General features: G+C 62.2%; 17 protein-coding genes and 1 tRNA gene. 11 read left to right on the top strand and 7 right to left on the bottom strand.

Features of this window, described 5'->3' with window-relative positions; genetic code table 11:
- Positions 1 to 10: 10 nt before the first annotated feature.
- The 4 genes from GOX01_RS02355 to prfA all read left to right on the top strand — a co-directional run bounded on the left by GOX01_RS02355 (position 11) and on the right by prfA (position 4,832).
- Positions 11 to 1,282: a helix-turn-helix domain-containing protein gene (locus tag GOX01_RS02355; RefSeq protein ID WP_062268775.1), complete on the top strand. Its 1,272-nt coding sequence runs from the start codon at positions 11 to 13 to the stop codon at positions 1,280 to 1,282.
- Positions 1,283 to 1,373: 91 nt separating this feature from the next.
- Positions 1,374 to 2,519, top strand: a complete 1,146-nt coding sequence (ispG, locus tag GOX01_RS02350) for a flavodoxin-dependent (E)-4-hydroxy-3-methylbut-2-enyl-diphosphate synthase (RefSeq protein ID WP_011251636.1) — start codon at positions 1,374 to 1,376, stop codon at positions 2,517 to 2,519.
- Positions 2,519 to 3,766 (top strand): histidine--tRNA ligase, encoded by a 1,248-nt coding sequence (gene hisS, locus GOX01_RS02345; RefSeq protein WP_011251635.1) that lies wholly within the window; start codon positions 2,519 to 2,521, stop codon positions 3,764 to 3,766. The genes ispG and hisS overlap by 1 nt, the downstream gene beginning before the upstream one ends.
- A 4-nt stretch (positions 3,767 to 3,770) precedes the next feature.
- Positions 3,771 to 4,832 carry a peptide chain release factor 1 gene (gene prfA, locus GOX01_RS02340; protein WP_011251634.1) on the top strand — a complete coding sequence of 354 codons (1,062 nt, stop codon included), beginning with the start codon at positions 3,771 to 3,773 and terminating at the stop codon, positions 4,830 to 4,832.
- 3 nt (positions 4,833 to 4,835) lie between these two features.
- On the opposite strand, the gene GOX01_RS02335 is transcribed toward prfA, so the two are convergent.
- Positions 4,836 to 5,306, bottom strand: coding sequence for a hypothetical protein (locus tag GOX01_RS02335; RefSeq protein ID WP_011251633.1), 471 nt, complete (start codon positions 5,304 to 5,306; stop codon positions 4,836 to 4,838).
- Positions 5,307 to 5,336: 30 nt separating this feature from the next.
- Here GOX01_RS02335 and prmC point away from each other — a divergent pair, with 30 nt between their 5' ends.
- Positions 5,337 to 6,182: a peptide chain release factor N(5)-glutamine methyltransferase gene (gene prmC, locus GOX01_RS02330; RefSeq protein ID WP_024717304.1), complete on the top strand. Its 846-nt coding sequence runs from the start codon at positions 5,337 to 5,339 to the stop codon at positions 6,180 to 6,182.
- A gap of 264 nt (positions 6,183 to 6,446) precedes the next feature.
- The gene (locus tag GOX01_RS02325; RefSeq protein WP_024717305.1) at positions 6,447 to 6,905 is read left to right on the top strand and encodes a DUF4167 domain-containing protein; all 459 of its coding nucleotides are present in this window, start codon (positions 6,447 to 6,449) and stop codon (positions 6,903 to 6,905) included.
- Between the two features lie 59 nt (positions 6,906 to 6,964).
- On the opposite strand, the gene GOX01_RS02320 is transcribed toward GOX01_RS02325, so the two are convergent.
- Together GOX01_RS02320 and GOX01_RS02315 are read right to left on the bottom strand one after the other, a co-directional pair.
- Positions 6,965 to 7,834 (bottom strand): glycosyltransferase family 2 protein, encoded by an 870-nt coding sequence (locus tag GOX01_RS02320; protein ID WP_011251630.1) that lies wholly within the window; start codon positions 7,832 to 7,834, stop codon positions 6,965 to 6,967.
- A 75-nt stretch (positions 7,835 to 7,909) separates the two neighbouring features.
- A tRNA-Met gene (locus GOX01_RS02315) sits at positions 7,910 to 7,984 on the bottom strand.
- 203 nt (positions 7,985 to 8,187) lie between these two features.
- Between GOX01_RS02315 and GOX01_RS02310 the strand changes: the two genes are divergently transcribed.
- Entirely contained in the window at positions 8,188 to 9,393 is a 1,206-nt protein-coding gene (locus tag GOX01_RS02310) for a mechanosensitive ion channel family protein (RefSeq protein WP_011251629.1), read from the top strand.
- Here GOX01_RS02310 and GOX01_RS02305 read toward each other — a convergent pair.
- Both GOX01_RS02305 and GOX01_RS02300 read right to left on the bottom strand, forming a co-directional pair.
- Positions 9,385 to 10,926 carry an amino acid permease gene (locus tag GOX01_RS02305; RefSeq protein ID WP_011251628.1) on the bottom strand — a complete coding sequence of 514 codons (1,542 nt, stop codon included), beginning with the start codon at positions 10,924 to 10,926 and terminating at the stop codon, positions 9,385 to 9,387. The two genes, GOX01_RS02310 and GOX01_RS02305, sit on opposite strands and share 9 nt — an antisense overlap.
- A 38-nt stretch (positions 10,927 to 10,964) precedes the next feature.
- Positions 10,965 to 11,807: an undecaprenyl-diphosphate phosphatase gene (locus GOX01_RS02300; protein WP_011251627.1), complete on the bottom strand. Its 843-nt coding sequence runs from the start codon at positions 11,805 to 11,807 to the stop codon at positions 10,965 to 10,967.
- 183 nt (positions 11,808 to 11,990) lie between these two features.
- Here GOX01_RS02300 and GOX01_RS02295 point away from each other — a divergent pair, with 183 nt between their 5' ends.
- Entirely contained in the window at positions 11,991 to 12,455 is a 465-nt protein-coding gene (locus tag GOX01_RS02295; protein WP_011251626.1) for an MlaD family protein, read from the top strand.
- A 21-nt stretch (positions 12,456 to 12,476) separates the two neighbouring features.
- On the opposite strand, the gene GOX01_RS02290 is transcribed toward GOX01_RS02295, so the two are convergent.
- On the bottom strand, positions 12,477 to 13,541 hold the full coding sequence (locus GOX01_RS02290) for an ATP-grasp domain-containing protein (RefSeq protein ID WP_024717306.1): 1,065 nt from the start codon (positions 13,539 to 13,541) through the stop codon (positions 12,477 to 12,479).
- 5 nt (positions 13,542 to 13,546) lie between these two features.
- Positions 13,547 to 14,113, bottom strand: coding sequence for a DedA family protein (locus tag GOX01_RS02285; RefSeq protein WP_081107053.1), 567 nt, complete (start codon positions 14,111 to 14,113; stop codon positions 13,547 to 13,549).
- 182 nt (positions 14,114 to 14,295) lie between these two features.
- On the opposite strand from GOX01_RS02285, the gene GOX01_RS02280 reads away from it, so the two are divergent.
- Genes GOX01_RS02280 through GOX01_RS02270 form a run of 3 tightly spaced genes read left to right on the top strand, consistent with a single transcriptional unit; the run spans position 14,296 to position 17,397 of the window.
- A complete protein-coding gene (locus GOX01_RS02280) occupies positions 14,296 to 15,291 on the top strand; it encodes a lytic murein transglycosylase (RefSeq protein WP_011251624.1) in 996 nt (331 codons plus the stop codon).
- On the top strand, positions 15,278 to 16,126 hold the full coding sequence (locus GOX01_RS02275) for a septal ring lytic transglycosylase RlpA family protein (protein ID WP_011251623.1): 849 nt from the start codon (positions 15,278 to 15,280) through the stop codon (positions 16,124 to 16,126). Before GOX01_RS02280 ends, GOX01_RS02275 begins: the two co-directional genes overlap by 14 nt.
- Positions 16,123 to 17,397: a D-alanyl-D-alanine carboxypeptidase family protein gene (locus GOX01_RS02270; protein WP_024717308.1), complete on the top strand. Its 1,275-nt coding sequence runs from the start codon at positions 16,123 to 16,125 to the stop codon at positions 17,395 to 17,397. Before GOX01_RS02275 ends, GOX01_RS02270 begins: the two co-directional genes overlap by 4 nt.
- Positions 17,398 to 17,401 lie beyond the last annotated feature (4 nt).

Raw genomic sequence — 17,401 nt, 5'->3', positions numbered from 1 at the left:
TTGTCCGGTCATGTCCCCACCGTCCTCGAACCGCCCGTTTTCGCAACCTTCCGACCAGCCAAGTGTCGGAACGGTGCTGCGTGCGCGTCGCGAGGAACTCGGCTGGCGGCTTGAAGATGTCGCGGAATGGCTGCGAATCCGCCCGAAACTGCTGGCAGCGCTCGAGGCGGACGATCTGTCGAAGCTGCCTGGCGTGGCTTATGCGGTGGGATTTCTCCGCACCTATGCCCATGCCATGCAGCTGGATGCGGATGCGCTGGTCGAGCGGTTCCGCCGTGACACGCGTGGCGCCGTAACCCGCAAGCCGGAGCTGGTTTTCCCGCAGCCTGAAAGTGACCGCGGGCTGCCGGTCGGCGTGCTCGTCGGGGCAGGGCTCGTGGTCGTGGTCGCGGCCTATGTGGGCTGGTACCGCTTTACGGAACATGACAACCCGGCCCAGAGGCAGGTTCCGGCTGTGGCGGAACTGATGCCAGGGGCTGCAACCCCTGCCATGACCTCTCCGCAGGTCGCCTCAGTGATGCCCGGACGCGCTCCGACGCCGGAGCCACATGCTCCCGTGACGGCGTCCTCTGTTCCCGCAACACCAGCACCAGCAGTCGCACCGACGCAGAATGCTCCGGCGCCGGATGTTTCTGCAGCGCCTTCAGTTGCACAATCCACGCCCTCGACGGTTGCACCCTCTGTGGCTCCGCTGGCTTCGGATGACGATTCAGAACCGCTCCCGGCAGGTGAGGCCGCGCCTTCGCAGCAGGCTGGGGCGATCGGCCAGCCCGCTACGGATCTGCCGCCAGCTGTACCCGAAGGAGCCGTTGTGCTCCGGGCGCTGGCTCCCGTCTGGACGCAGGTCAGGGACCGGGACGGGCATGTTCTCATGTCGCGTGTGATGCAGCCGGGTGAAAGCTGGCAGGGCGATCCCGCAGGCGCTCCGTTCCGGATGTCGTTCGGCAATGCCGGTGGTATCGTCCTGACCACGGCCGGGGCAACCAGTGCGCCGCTGGGGAAAGAAGGGCAGGTCCGCCGGAATGTCGAGGTGACGGCCGATGCCATCCGTTCCGGAGCGTTCGGGTCGGGGATCGCGCTTCCGGTGCAGCCCAATGCGCCGGTTCCCGTACCGGGAGCAACCGCTGCGCCGTCGACCGTCGCGCCTGCGCCTGTCCCGCCCAGAGCGCCGCCTGTTTCCGTTCCCCGGAAGGCACCGGCAGCACCTGAAGTCTCGGCCGATGACCTCAATGCCCGGCAGCTTGAACATCAGCCGCTGGAACAATCGTCGCCATCGCATTAAACCCTTATATCCGTCAGGGGGGCTCAGTGCCCCTGAATACAGCCCACTGGGTCAGAGCTCCCGGTCCTTTCCGGGCACGAAGAGGTAAATCATGAGCAGCTACCGTCCCTATCAGCACATCGAGCGTCGCAAGTCGCGCCAGATCCATGTCGGCAAGGTTGCGGTCGGTGGTGATGCCCCGATCTCTGTGCAGACCATGACCAACACCCTGACCTCCGACGCGCAGGCCACGATCGAGCAGATCCGCCGCGCCGAACTGGCGGGCGTGGATATTGTGCGCGTGTCGTGCCCTGACGAAGCCAGCACGGCCGCTCTCGAGGAAATCGTGCGTGAGGTGAATGTTCCAATCGTCGCGGACATCCATTTCCACTACAAGCGCGCTATCGAAGCCGCCAAGGCCGGTGCGGCCTGCCTGCGTATCAATCCCGGTAACATTGGCAGTGCCGAGCGCGTGCGTGAAGTCGTCAATGCCGCCAGGGATTATGGCTGCTCCATCCGCATCGGCGTGAATGCCGGTTCGCTCGAGAAGCACCTGCTCGAAAAATACGGTGAGCCAAACCCGGAAGCCCTCGTTGAGAGCGCTCTCGAGCACGCGAAGATCCTCGAGGATCACGACTTCCATGAGTTCAAGATCAGCGTAAAGGCCTCGGACGTGTTCATGGCGGTCGCAGCCTATCAGCAGCTTGCGGATTGCTGTGATCACCCGCTGCATATCGGCATCACCGAGGCAGGCTCCAAGCGTGCGGGTACCGTGAAGTCTTCCATCGGTCTGGGCAACCTGCTCTGGGCTGGCGTAGGCGATACGATGCGTGTTTCGCTTTCCGCTGCTCCGGAAGAGGAAGTGCTGGTCGGCTGGGATATCCTGAAGTCCCTTGGCCTGCGTCATCGTGGCGTGAAAATCATTTCCTGCCCGTCCTGTGCGCGTCAGGGCTTCAACGTCGTCGAGACGGTGCAGACGCTGGAAGACCGTCTGCAGCACATCAAGACGCCGCTGACACTGTCCATCATCGGCTGTGTGGTAAATGGCCCGGGTGAAGCGCTGATGACGGATATCGGCGTGACCGGCGGTGGCAATGGCCGTCACATGGTCTATGCCGCAGGCCGTCAGGATCACACGATGCCAGCTGGCGACATGATCGAGCATATCGTCGAACTGGTGGAAAAGAAGGTTTCGGACATCGAGGCCGGCAAGGTCGAGGCGTCCACGGCCAAGCAGATGGACCCGGCAGCCAGCTGATGTCAGGACTTCAGCCCCCACGCGGCACCCATGACCTCATTGGCGAGACCATGCGCCGTCACCACCATGTCGTGGAGACGGCCCGCAGGGTGCTGCGGACCTATGGTTTCGAGGAATGGAGCACACCGATCTTCGAGGACACGCGCGTCTTTTCGCGCACGCTCGGCGAAACGTCCGACGTCGTGTCCAAGGAGATGTACACGTTCGAGGATCGCGGCGGTGAGAGCATCACCCTGCGTCCCGAAGGCACGGCGGCGATCTGCCGGGCGCTGGTCACGAATGGCCTGACGCAGTCCCTGCCGCAGAAGGTGTTCTATCACGGGTCCATGTTCCGTTATGAGCGTCCGCAAAAGGGGCGTTACCGGCAGTTTCACCAGATCGGCGCGGAACTGATCGGGGCGGAAAGCCCGCTTCGGGATGCCGAGACGATTGCCATGGCGCAGGACATTCTGCGCGAGCTGGGTCTGGGCGATCATGTCACGCTGGAACTCAATACGCTTGGCGATCTCGCCAGCCGTCAGGCATGGCGGGAGGCTCTGGTGGCGTATTTCCGCGATCATGCGGATGCGCTGTCGGAAGAAAGCCGCGTTCGTCTTGAAGCCAATCCGCTGCGAATTCTGGATAGCAAGTCTGAACAGGACCGTAAGCTGCTCGACGCTGCTCCGGCATTTGCGGATTATCTGAACGACGACTCCCGGCAGTTCTGGGACGGATTGCGCTCTAGTCTTCAGGCGTTTGGCGTGGACTTCGTTGAGAACCCCCGCATCGTCCGTGGCCTCGATTACTACAGCCACACAGCGTTCGAGTTCGTAACCTCGAAGCTGGGCGCTCAGGGCACGGTGCTGGCCGGTGGCCGGTATGAAGGGCTCGTGGAGCAGATGGGTGGTCCGGCCATTCCGGCGATCGGCTGGGCTGGCGGGATCGAGCGTCTGGCGATGCTGCTGGATTCCGTCCCCGAACTTCCGGCCGGTATTGCGCTGGTGCCGATGGGAGACGAGGCTGTCCTCAAAGCCGCGTCTATTGCACGTGTTCTGCGCTCTGCTGGTCTGCGGGCCGAAATCGAGACCCGTGGCAACATGAAGAAGCGCATGGAGCGGGTGGTGAAGTCCGGCGCATCCCATGCGATCGTTCTGGGTGATGAGGAAATCGCCAAGAATATCGTGCAGCTTCGTGACCTCTCCAGCCGCGAGCAGCAGGAAGTGCCGGTTGCGGATCTGGCGCGGATTCTGAGCGCAGGACGCGCCTGAACAGATGGCCTTTGACGACAGGCTTGAGCGGATTGTCGCGCGTTCGGAGGAAGTCCAGGCCCTGATGTCTTCCGGCGAGCTGACGGGTGAGGACTTCACCCGTCTGTCGCAGGAATATGCCGAACTGGAGCCTGTGGTCGCCTCCATTCAGGCCTGGAAAAGTGCCGAGGAACAGAAAGCCGGGGCTCAGGCCCTGCTTGATGATCCGGAAATGCGTGAGCTGGCCCAGATGGAGCTTGCGGAGATCGAGGCGACATTGCCCGATCTTCAGCACGCCCTGCGTCTTGCGCTTCTGCCGAAAGATGCGGCGGATGAACGCAGCGCCATTCTTGAAATCCGTCCGGCAGCGGGTGGCGATGAGGCAGGCCTGTTTGCCGCGGAACTGTTTGATGCTTACCGCCGCTTTTCCGAACAGAATGGCTGGCGTTTTGAAGTCATGGAATATGCCGAGAACGAGGTGGCCGGCCTCAAGGAAGGCATGGCGACCATTTCCGGCCGGTCTGTTTTTGCGCGGCTGAAATACGAATCCGGTGTGCACCGGGTGCAGCGTGTTCCGGCCACGGAAAGTCAAGGACGGATCCACACCTCGACCGTGACCGTGGCCGTGCTGCCCGAGGCCGAAGAAGTCGATGTGACGGTCAATGACGATGATCTGCGGATTGACGTCTATCGCGCTTCGGGGGCGGGTGGTCAGCACGTCAACAAGACCGAGAGTGCAGTCCGTGTCACGCACATGCCCAGCGGCATTGTCGTGGCGATGCAGGAAGAAAAGAGCCAACACAAGAACAAGGCCAAGGCCATGAAGATCCTGCGTGCCCGGCTCTATGAGCGGGAACGCGCACAGCTTCATGCCACCCGGGCCGCGGACCGGAAATCACAGGTTGGGACGGGCGATCGCTCCGAGCGCATCCGGACTTACAATTTCCCGCAGGGGCGTGTGACAGACCATCGGATCAACCTGACGCTTTACAAAATCGACCGGATCATGGGCGGTGAGTTCGATGAGATCATCGATGCCCTGACCCGTGAAGAGCAGACGGAACTGCTCGCCGCCGAAGGGTTCTGAGCCTCAGGTATTCGGTGTTGCGCAGACGGCAGCGCGGCCATGCCGGTGCGTGGCAACTGCGGCATCGTCGTAATCGACCAGAAAGAAATCGGTGAAGTTGTTGGTCCCCACGGCGTCGAGCGAGTGCCCTTCGGGGTGGTGGAGCTGGCCTTCGCTGCTGACCTGATGGGTTTCCTGATGGCCGTTATGGACGATGGTGATTTCGCCACACAGGGCATAATCGACATCGAAGCGGCCGACCGGAAGCGGGATCGTCTGCGTCTCATGCGCCTTGGACAGGCCCAGCCTGAAGGTCGCAACCAGATTGCCGTCCAGATAGAGGCGTGAGACTTCCGAAATTTCTTCGGGCGCGCGCTCGTCCGTCACGGTAAAGGACGGGGGCAGTTCCGTGGACAGTTCCGACTGGGCGTGAACGGGATTGAGCGTGCAGCCAAGCAGCAGGGCGGAATAGAGGAAGGCGCGTTTGGACTTCATGACACCAACTATAACAGGTTCGCTTGAATGATGATGGCCAAAGATGATCTTTTGCGCGAGGCCTCACAGGCGCTGGAGCAGGCCGGGATCGACGATGCGCGCCGTGAAGCCCGGCTCCTGCTGTGCTGGGCGACAGGGCGGGATCTGGGCGGTCTGCTGTCTCTGGACGGTGTAGAGCCCGCGCAGGAGCTGCGATTCGCAGAGGCTCTGAAGCGGCGGCTGGAACGGGAACCTCTGGCATTCATCACCGGCGAAACTGGCTTCTGGACGCTGGATCTGGAGACGGGACGTGACACGCTGATCCCCCGGGCTGACAGTGAAGCCCTGATCGAAGCCCTCCTGGATGCCTGTCCGGATCGCAGCGCGCCGCTCTCCATTCTTGACCTTGGAACTGGAACAGGCTGCCTGCTGCTGGCGGCCCTGTCCGAATATCCGCAGGCGAGGGGCGTCGGCGTGGATCTGTCTCCGCAGGCGGCTGCATTGGCTAAGCGTAATTCCGTTCGTACCGGACTGGAGAAACGCAGTGCCTTTCTGGCCGGAAGCTGGGCGGATGCGCTGACGGGACGGTTCGATGTTGTTCTGTCCAACCCGCCGTATATTGAGAGCGGGGATCTGGCGGGGCTGATGCCCGAAGTTCTGCAGTATGAGCCAGCGCGGGCTCTGGATGGTGGCGCGGACGGACTGGACGCCTATCGCATCCTGTGCGCTGCGTTGCCCGGACTTCTGGTGCGTGGGGGATACGCGATTCTGGAGATGGGGATCGGGCAGATCGATGCGGTCTCTGCGCTGGGGACGGCGAGCGGGCTGCGGGACGTGGCGCATAAGGCCGATCTGGGCGGCATCGAACGAGCCCTCGTGCTGCAATCGGACGGGTGAGGGCGGATCGTGACGAAAAACCGTTGGCTTGACTGACGGAACTTGGTATTGCTAAAGCCAATGCATGCGAATTGAGGGTGTTTTTGCCAGCACTGTCAGGCGCATCTTTGCCCATCGTTCATGTCATCATGCACTGACGATGGAAGACTGGCTGAGCTGGGTTCAGCCATAGCGGAACAGACAGACGTCTTTTTCGACAGCGGCGGTCGGACTTTCTGCAGTTGCAGAACGGTCCACGTCATCATGAAAGTGCATCACGGGTCGATGAATATGAAGCGCATAAGAGGCCGGCATCATCGTGCGGGTAGTGGGCCATCACGCAGCAGCAATGCCCAGACACCTCTGAACCGCAACCATGTGTTTGACAGTAACGGACCCGATCTGCGGGTCCGTGGTACGGCGCAGCAGCTGTTCGAGAAGTATCTCCAGCTGGGCCGCGACGCGACCGGAACTGGCGACCGCATTCTTGCAGAAGCCTATTTCCAGCACGCGGAGCATTATTTCCGTATTCTCAATGCCATGAACCAGGCTGCCGAGAAGAGCCAGCAGGAGCGCACCGAGCGTCAGCAGCAGCGCCAGCGCGCTTATGAAGACCGCCGGGAGCCGCGTGGCGAGCGTTCCGAAGAGGAGCAGCCCTCGCAGGAACAGGATGCCGAGCACAACGCCGAGCGTTCCTCGGAAGATGACCAGGATCATCGCACGGCTGAGGTCGAGGCAGACTGAAGTCTCGGTTCAGACAGATAAAAAAAGCCGGTCCCGCAAAGGGCCGGCTTTTTTGTGTCTCAGACCCGCCCTACGAACCGCTCGGGAACGCGCCACAGTTCCGTGCCGCTCAGATGGAGATCAAGGCGGTAGCGGTCATGTACCCGTGTCTGTGTGCTGTCCTCGACCTGCTGGCGCCATTGGCTCAGACGCTCGTCACGGTTGTCGAGCGTGCAGTCCGTCCGGGGCAGTCCGGCCATGCTGCGCAGCATGTTCTCCCAGTCCGTGTTTTCCAGACGCTGGTGACGTCCGACATCTTCGGAAATCCAGGGCTGCCTGCGCGTGCGGTCCAGCCGTTCCAGTCCCGATCCCAGATCCGCGTAGCGGAGATGGAAGAGGAAAAGCGGGGCCGCAAGGCTGGGAACGGCCTCCTCGCAGCAGTGAAAGCCGGGGGCCCAAGTAATGGGAATGCGGGTCAGGACCGGTTTGCACATCGCGCTGGAAAAGCGGAGATGGCGGCGCTGAAGTGAGAAGGGGCGGCTGTAGTCGAACGACGCTTCCTCGTCCGGAATATGGATGACATCAAAGCCTGTGGCGGTGACGACCGGGGAGCGGTTCAGGAGCGCGAATTCCGTCAGGGAAGGGACAAAAGCCGGGTCCGCGAGCAGGATTTCGTCCACATCCGTATAGATGACGCTGTCATACCATTCGAGCAGGCTGTCGCAGAATTTTCCGATGGCGCGGGTGCGGCGTTCATCGTCCTGTGGGGAGCGTGGGATCCGCACGACGTTGACCTGCCCCAGATGCTCTGTCGAGCCATCATCCGATCCGTGATCGATCACGTAGCAGGCAGCTTCTCCGGCCTGCGCGCCATAATGACGGCGCCAGAGCTGAAGATGCTCCGGCTCGTTATAGACCATCGTCACGACGGCGAGGGGTTTCTTGATCATGCCGGGCAGAATACAGGAAACAGTCCTGCACAGCAGGGCATCGCCGCAATGAATTTTCTGTTTCGGGAAAAGGGATGGTAGCGGTGGACGGATTTGAACCGCCGACCAAGGGATTATGATTCCCCTGCTCTACCACTGAGCTACACCGCCATCCGGCCGGGGTTAACCGGCGTTGTCGCGGGGTTTTAAGGGGGATCTTTCAGGGTGTCAACACGTTAGTCCCGGGAAAATAAGATGTTTTTACGGGTCGCATTGTCCGGGGTGCCCGTGGCATTTGAGGTATCACGGTTTTCCAATCCATTTGGCCTCTTTCAGGCCCGCAATTCCTTTTGATGTAAGGAGTCCTTCGTCTGGTGACGCAACATTTCGTCAGCACCCTGTTTGCCATACGGTCCTATTTCACCTGGCTGCCTGCTTCCGTCGTTTCGGTGCTGATGCTGGTGGTTGTGGGGGTGCTGGCGTTCTATTGCGGCAATCTGGTGACGACGCAGCTTCTGCGGATCCCGGGATCGCGCAAGGCTGCGCTGATCCGGCGCATCGTCTCCTCCCTGCGCAGGCCCACGCGGCTGATGGTGGCGCTCCTGGCCATGCTGTCCGCGTTGCCGGCTGCAACGGGATTTACGGCGGCGCAGGAAGACGATCTTCAGCTCTTCTTTCTGTTCCTGCTGATCCTGACTTTCGGGTTCTCGGCGATCATGGTTTTCCGGATCATGACGGAGGTCTATCTTAACCGCCTGGCGGCGCGTGAAGAGACCGACGACATCATGATCCGCTCGCACCAGACGCAGATCCGCGTCCTGCGGCGGTTGACGGAAATCCTGGTGGGCATCGTGACCGTGGCCTCGGCGCTCATGCTGTTTCCCTCCGTCAAGCAGTACGGGCTGTCCCTGTTCGCGTCTGCGGGGGCGGCGTCCCTGATCGTGGGTCTGTCAGCGCGCGGGCTGCTGACGAACCTGATCGCGGGTGTGCAGATCGCGCTGACACAGCCGATCCGGATGGAAGACCTGATCATTATCAATGGCGACTGGTGCTGGGTTGAGGAAATCAACGCGACCTATGTGGTGCTGCGGGTCTGGGACTGGCGACGGCATATCGTGCCGATCTCGTATTTTCTGGAAAACCAGTTCGAGAACTGGACGCATAATTCCGCGGCCATCATCGGTGTTGTGTTCCTGTGGGTCGATTATCAGGCGCCGATGGACAAGATCCGCGAGATGCTGAACGAGATCGTGCGGGGATGTCCGCTCTGGGACGGGCGCGTGTTCGACGTGCAGGTGGCGGATTGCGACGCGCATGTCATGTCCATCCGCATCATCGCCAGTGCGCGTACGGCGCTTCAGAGCTGGGATCTGCGGTGCGATATTCGCGAGAAGATCATCGCCCGCATCCGCGATGAATGCCCCGAGGCGCTGCCCCGTTCGCGTTTCTCCATGATGCCCCCCGCAGCCGGTATGCAGGAGCCCTGGGAACGGATGGCGCCCCCGATCAGCCGGCCGCCGCCGGGAAGCTATATGGGCCCGGGTATGGGGCCCGGCAGTTCGTCGATGTCGTCAGACTAAGGGAGGCTCGGGGCGCATTTTTGAATGGCGCCGTCCGTAGAAGGCGTAAGTTGCAATGCCCAGCGCCAGATAGGTCACCAGAAGGATCAGCGGGACCGGATTGCCGCTGGTAACGGCGTGAACCATGTCCGAGACCAGCGGAATGGTCATGACCAGGCAGAACAGGATGCCCAGCGCGGGGGTCGTGCCGATCCAGATCCCACGGATGCGGATACCGCCCAGCGGGACGCTGAAGGGACGCACGATGTCAGGTCGCGTGTTGCGCTGCCAGATGACCGTGAAGCAGACAATCCCGAACGCCGCAGCCGTCCCGATGGAAACGAGATCGCTGATGATGTCGATCGGCAGAGTTGCGGTGATGAGTGCGACCACGAAGCCGAGAACGATGGTCCCGATCCACGGCGTGCGGAATTTCGGATGGATGACGCTGAAGATCTGCGGGATCAGACCATCACGGCTGATGGTGAGCAGAACACGGGACTGGGCATACATCAGGCCCATCAGAACCGAGCACAGGCCGATCGTTGCGCCGACATTGACTAGCAGGGACAGCCAGGGCGTGTGCATGATCTTCACGGCAATGGCGAGCGGATCGGGCACATCCAGTTCACGATAAGGCACGATACCGAGCAGGACAGTGGCGACGATCATGTAGACGATGGTGCAGATCAGCAGGCTGCCGATAATACCGATCGGGACATCGCGTGTAGGGTTGCGCGCTTCGGCTGAGGCTGTGGAGACGGCCTCGAACCCGACATAAGCGAAGAAAATGACCGAGGCGGCACGGAAAATGCCACGCACCCCGTAATGGAACCCGCCTTCACTGGCGGGAATGAACGGATGCCAGTTCGCCGGATTGACGGCCCCGATGCCCAGTGCCACGAACACGAACAGTACCCCGACTTTAAGCGCCACGATCATGGTGTTGATGCGGGCGGATTCCTCGACGCCCCGGACCAGCAGGGCCGTCACCAGAAGCGTCGCGGTAAAGCCAATCAGATCGAACCGCCAGTCGGCGCTGATCTGTGCTCCGGCCGTGCCGGGTACGGGCTGGAGCGTTGCGTGGGTCAGCGCGGATGGCATGTGAAAGCCGGTGACGCCCAGCAGGGAGCTTGCATAACCCGACAGGCCCGCCGCGACGGCAGAGCATGAGATGCCGTATTCCAGAAGCAGGAGCCAGCCGACCATCCAGGCCGCTTTCTCGCCCATCGAGATATAGGCGTAGGAATAGGCCGAGCCCGATACGGGAAGGGTCGAGGAAAGTTCGCCGTACGAAAAGGCCGTGAACAGGCAGGCAAGGGCCGCGATGACGAAGGAAATCAGGACCGAGGGGCCGGCATATTCGGCAGCAGCCGTACCCGTCATGACGTAGATACCAGCGCCGATCGTGGACCCGACCCCGAGGATGATCAGCTGCGTCGCCGTCAGGCTGCGCTTGAGGCCGTTCGTGTCGTTCTCGAAAAGGACCTGTTCAAGGGTCTTTCGGCGGCCTGGTCCGGGGAGATCGGGAGGAGATTGTATCGAAGCTGGCATGATCCGCAATGTGCCGCGAAAAACGGCGGCTGGAAAGGTCAGAGAAGAATGACGGCACCGGCGAAAAGGCCGGCCAGAACGCAGTAGACACCAAACGGTGTCAGGGCCCAGCCATCATGGTTGCGAAAGAAGCGCAGCATCACGAGCGAGCAGATCAGCGCGGTCAGCCCGGCAACGACGGCACCGGCAACACACTGCACCATGATGTCGTGTGAGATTGTCATGTGACGCATCTGCCAGGCTTCACGGACCGTGGCCGCAAGCACGATGGGCTGCGCCATCAGGAGCGAAAACCGCGCGGCCGTTTCATGGTCCAGCCCGCGCAGAAGGCCACCATTCATGGTTGCACCCGAACGCGACAGACCTGGCAGCAGGGCCAGGCACTGCCAGATGCCGATGATCACGGCATCCTTCGGTGCAAGCGTTGCAATGGGCTTGTGGTCGCGGTGGCCCTTCTGGCGCCGGAGCCATTCGGTGACCATCAGCAGGAAGCCATTGAGGATCAGGAACCCCGCAACGGCGAGGGGCGTGCCGAATACGGCGCGCAGGCGATGCTCCAGAAGCCATCCGACCAGAACGGCCGGAATGGTGGCGATGACCAGCAGTCCGAAGATCCGAATCGCTTCCATCTGCCGGTAACTGCCGTAGCGACCGAACATGCCGCCTAGAATGGCCATCCAGTCCCGCCAGAACACACCGGCCAGCGCGACCAGCGTGCCGACATGCAGCATGGTCAGGAACGGCAGGAACATGGGCGCGTGTTCGTCCAGATCCCAGTGCAGGAGCGCGGGCAGTAGTACGGCATGACCGAGGCTGCTGACCGGGAAGGGTTCGGTAATTCCCTGAACGATGGCGAGGATGAGGGCCTGGAGAAGCGTCATGGAGCCTGTTTCGGGTGGAAGCCTTCGTCACAAAGGCGGAAAAGCAGATCACTTGCCTGATGGTGGCAGAGGACGCAACCTTGGAGGTCACCTCTCTGGTAACCCTGGTCTCCATCTTGACCGGGCGGTCAAGGGAGGACTAACTCCCGTTCTGTTCAAGATTTTCCGGAAGGCGAGGCTGGCATGCAGTCAACATTGAGCGGCCGTGGGGGCGCCATCCTGGCCAGTGGTCTCGTTCTGGCGATTGCCGGAACATTCCTCGTCTACGGCAATGCCCTGCGTAAAGGGCCTGATTTTCAGGGCGAGATCCTGCACGCAGCCTTCAATTCCGCGAATGGCCTCCATACGGGCGCGAATGTCGATCTCGCAGGTGTGCCGGTGGGACGCGTCGTCTCCATCACACTCGATCCGCGCACGCAGATGGCCGATGTGGCCTTTACGGTGGACCAGCGCCTGCATCTTCCCGTTGATACGGCCGTGGGCATCGGTGCGCCGACCATGACGGCGGACAACGCCCTGCAGATCCAGCCAGGTCATTCCCACACGACACTGTCCGGCGAAGGCAAGATCACCGACACGCGGGATCAGCTTTCGCTCGAGCAGCAGGTCAGCAATTACATCTTTGGCGGCGGCAAGCTGGGCCAGTAAAGCCAGCCTGCCGCGCCGGGTTCAGTCGTTCAGCGGATAGGACGCCAGCAGTCGGCGCTGCTTGCGCCAGGAATGCAGCATCGAGAACGCGCCCGACGTCTTCCAGCCACGTGCCCTGTTTGCAGCACCAATCAGGAACGTCTGACGGTAATGTGAGAACTGGGCGCGATAGGCTTCCCACAGCGTCGTGCCACGGTCCCAGATATGGGTCGCTTCGGAGCCGACACCGTTGATCTCGATGATCCGGAAGTTCTCGCCCCGGCGCAGATCCTCAATGGAAGCGGCTTTCACGTCCACGCGCCCGAAATGGAAATCCGGGATGTCCTTCATGATGGCGTCGAGGCGTGCGGTCAGCGCGTCCGTCGTATCGGCTCGACCATCGCGGAAGACGGAACCCTTGCAGTGGTTGCCCGCGAAGACGAGCGGCATTTCCTCACCCTTGGCGAGGACGTTCTTCTCCCGTCCGGCCAGACGGGGCAGATAGATCTGCGGCACCAGGCTCATGCGGGGATCGCGCAGGATCAGTTCCTCGATTGTGGACACGCCATCGCCTGTCAGGACCGGCGCTTCCTTGTAGGTGATCGAGGTGATGCGGCCACGTGGCTCGTCGGGATGGCGGATATAGAACAGCCCAGCCTCGACAGGATAGGTGATGAGGTCCTGTGCCAGCATGTCCACGTCATCAGGGAACTGCGGCAGGACGGCTTCGAGCTGTTCGTGGTTATGGACGAGCTTCACACCCGTGCCATTGCAGCCGATATCGGGCTTGATGACGACGGGGAAGGACAGGCCTTTGCGCTCCATGGCGTCGAGTGCGCGGCGAACGGAACCCTTGCCGCTGCGGAAGACGACATAAGGCGCGATATAGGACTGGGCCGTGGAGCCGCCCATGTCGAGGATGGAGGACTTGCTCTCGCCGCACAGGCCGCCCGTTTCGATACGCGGATTGGCGGCGGTCGAGATGCTGAGGTCGCGGTATTTGATCCCCATGGCGATCCAGTACAGGACGATGGGGGTGTAGAAGATGGATCCAGGCCAGAATTCGAAAAGGGAGAGGGGGTTCTGGTCGGCTTCTGACTTGGACATTGCTGTTACTGGCTCACGGTCTGGAGACGGGCGATCAGGCGCCCGACGACAACGATACACAGGACGAACCCTGCCAGCCCGGCCCAGCGCCAGCCCCCCTGATGGGCGAGCAGCCAGCCCCCGACTCTCATGGCAAGCAGGAAAAGACACGTCGTCCAGACCAGCGTAGCCAGAACTGCGGTCATGGCAAAGGGAAGGAACGGCGCGCGGAAGAAACCGCAGGCCGTATAGAGCGGCAGCCTGGCGCCGGGCACGAAGCGGGAAATGGCCACGACGCGGATGACGTTCGTGCTGAACCAGTCCTGTGTACGTTCGCGTTTGGGAACGGTCAGGAACCGCTTGAGGTAAGGCCAGCGGGCTCCGGCAGCACCGAGGCCATACAGGCCCATATCCCCGACTGCTACCCCGAAATACAGGGCCCCGAGCGCCAGCGGAATGCTGACTTCTCCGGCGCGGGCGGCGATGGCGGAAAGCACCGTGGCCGCGTCTTCGAGAATGAAGGTGCCGACAATGATGGTGGCTGCCTTCAGCCAGGCTGGCTGCGAGGCCATGGCGGGGCCGATGGCGATCACGAGTGGGGAGGTTCCATGAACATTGAGGCGCCGGTTTCGCACGCCAGCGCGCCAACGACAATCTTGCCGTGCCATATTTCGGTGCGAATGACCTGCGACACTCCCGCCGAGACTGGCGGTCCGTGCTGCGGATTGCTAGCGTATGTCCTATCATTTCTACCCGTAAGGGACTGGTCCTGACCGTGCTTCAAAGACGCCATCTGCTTGCCGCCCTGACTTCCGTTGCCGGTTCGGCGGCAGTCGGGATTTCATCCGCCAATGCCCAGGCCCGTGTGCAGAGTTATGGCGCTTTTCTCGAGAGTGTCCGGGCCCAGGCGCTGGCGCAGGGGCTTTCATCTTCGATCGTCTCGCAGGCCCTCAGTCTGACGACGCAGCCCAACGCCTCCGTGCTCAAACTGGACCGTCACCAGCCGGAGTTCACCCTGACCTGGGCGCAGTATCGCGATCGCGTTCTGCCGGAGTCGCGGTTTGCGAAAGGACGGAGCGTCTACGCCGCTCAGCAGTCTGTGATGTCTCCCGTCAGCGCACGCTTCGGATGCGACGACCGTGCCGTCATGGGGATCTGGGGCCTCGAGTCGGGATTTGGGGCGCATGACGGCACGTATTCCGTCATCGATGCGCTGGCGACGCTGGCCTTTGACGGGCGACGTTCTGCCTTCTTCCGCAACGAGCTCATGAAGGCCCTTCAGATCCTCAATGACGGTGATATCGCACCGGCCGCCATGATCGGCAGCTATGCGGGCGCCATGGGGCAGGCGCAGTTCATGCCCAGCGCCTATCTGCGTTACGCAGCGGACGGAGACGGGGACGGCAAGCGCAATATCTGGACGTCTGAAGCGGATGTATTCGCCTCCATCGCCAATTATCTCGGTAAATGCGGCTGGCAGGTCAACGAGCCCTGGGGGCAGGAAGTCACGCTGACCAAGGTGCTCGACAAGGCCGAGATCGGCCGCACCCGGCAGCGGACGCTGGGCGAATGGATGGCGCTGGGCGTGCGTCGCGTGGATGGGACGGCGTTCTCGCAGTCGAACGTGCAGGGTGCTGTCGTGCAGCCCGATGGTCCGGGAACGCAGGCTTTCATGGTCTATCACAACTTCAACGTGATCCGCCGCTATAACCCTTCGGACTATTATGCTCTCGGCGTCGGGCTTCTGGGGACGGGCATTGTCTCTGCGTAATTACGGGGCCGCTCTGGCCCTTCTGCCGCTGCTTGCGGCCTGTCACCGTGAAGAACCGACGCCTGCCCCGCACCCGCATTACGAACTGGGAAGTGCCTGGCGCGGAACGCACGGCTGGTTCTACCCCAACGAGCAGTTCGACTATCACGTGACAGGTCTGGCAACGCGGCAGCACGCACCGGCTGGCGGACTGATGGCGGATGGCGAGGCCTGGTCCGCGAACGGCATGACCGGCGCGCATCAGACGCTCCAGCTTCCGGCGATCGTCAGTGTCCGCGATCTGCTGAACGGGCGGATCGTCCGCATCCGGCTGACCGATCGTGGCCCGGCTGATCCGGGGCGCATCATCGCGCTTTCTCCGAAAGTCGCGGATCTGCTGGGCATGACGGCGGATACGCCCGTTGAGGTCACGGAAGACGAAGCGGCCAGCCGGTCTCTGGCGGAAGGGCTGGGCAAGCCGCCGGCCCAGAACATTTCCGCGGCTCCTGTCGGGGAAGTCCGCGAGACATCCCTGAGTGACGGGTCTTCACGGGTGTACGGGAACGACTCGTCCGCGGCGGCGTCCTCCGTCGCCGTGGGGCCGCTGCCCGCGACCTGGATGCAGGGCAGTCCGGGGCCATCGGGGCTGTATGTCCTGATGGGAATATTTTCCGGTCACGCGACGGCGGCGAGTGTCGCCATGCGCTGTGGCGGTACGGTTCTGCATGCCTCTGAAGGCGCGGGACTGGAGTGGCGTGCTGTTGGCGGGCCCTATGCCGATATCGCACAGGCGGACGCGGCACTGGACCGCACCCGCCTGTGCGGGGTAGAGGGCGCGCGGATCATTGTGGAATGACGGCCGCTTGTGTGAAGGCCGTGGAACTGGGGACGAACGTGCGGACTAGACGCTCTCTTTTCGGTGGGGTGGCAGGCATTGCGGCCTGTGCTTCTTTTGCGGGGCCCCTGAAGGCGTTTGCGCGCCCGCACCGTCATGCAGGCCATGCTGCGAAAGCCGCTGCGGCTTCTGCGGCAGACGCACCTGTCGGCACGCCGGCGAACACGCCGATCGGACCGTTCGATACGGTGGCGCGCTGGGCCTATGTCGTCGATTACGACACGGGCGCAGTCCTGCTCGACAAGGCGTCCGACGAGCGCATGGCACCGTCTTCCCTGACGAAGATGATGACGGCCTATATCGTGTTCGGCATGCTGGCTACCGGTCGCATCCGTCTGGAGCAGAGCCTGCCGGTCAGCGAGAAAGCCTGGCGCACGCAGGGTTCCAAGATGTTCGTGCCGCTGGGCCAGAGCGTTCTGGTATCCGATCTGATCCAGGGCATGCTGATCCAGTCCGGCAATGATGCCTGCATCGTTCTGGCTGAAGGCATTGCGGGTTCGGAAGAGCGCTTCGTCGCGATGATGAACGAAGAAGCGCCGAAGCTCGGCATGATGAACTCGCATTTCGTCAACGTGACGGGTCTGCCGGCAGACGGCCATTACATGACGGCGCGCGATGTCGCGACGGTCGCGTCCCATCTGATCCGCGATTTCCCGCAGTATTACCATTATTTCGGCGAGCTCGAGTTCACCTACAACCACATCCGTCAGGGCAACCGGAACGTGCTGGTCGATAAGGGCCTCGCTGACGGTCTGAAGACCGGCCATACGGATGCGGGCGGTTTTGGTCTGTGTGCAAGCTCCCAGCGCAACGGTAACCGTGTCATCGTCGTCATCAACGGCTCGTCGTCGAGCAATGAGCGCGCCCATGAGGGTGAGCGCCTGATGTCCTGGGCATTCGCCAATTTCGAAAACGCCACGCTGTTCCGTCGCGGGCAGGTTGTGGATTCTGCGCCGGTCTGGATGGGCGAACACCGTCAGGTCTCGCTGGTGGCAGGTGCCGATATCGTCATGACGCTCCCGGTGGGCTGGCAGCAGCGCTCCCATATCGGGGTCGATTATGCCTCTCCGGTCATTGCGCCAGTGACGAAGGGTCAGGTCTGCGGTGCACTGGTGATTTCCGCGCCGAACATGGCTGACATCCGTGTGCCGCTGGAAGCTGGCGAATCGGTGGCGAAGCTCGGACTGGTCGCCCGCGCCATGACGCGTCTGGGCCATGGTCCCGCGCAGTAAGGGC

The sequence above is a fragment of the Gluconobacter oxydans genome, from assembly GCF_006539685.1.
Classification (GTDB): domain Bacteria; phylum Pseudomonadota; class Alphaproteobacteria; order Acetobacterales; family Acetobacteraceae; genus Gluconobacter; species Gluconobacter oxydans.
Note: the sequence above shows the minus strand (reverse complement) of the source record. Positions and strands in the feature narration are given on the sequence as shown.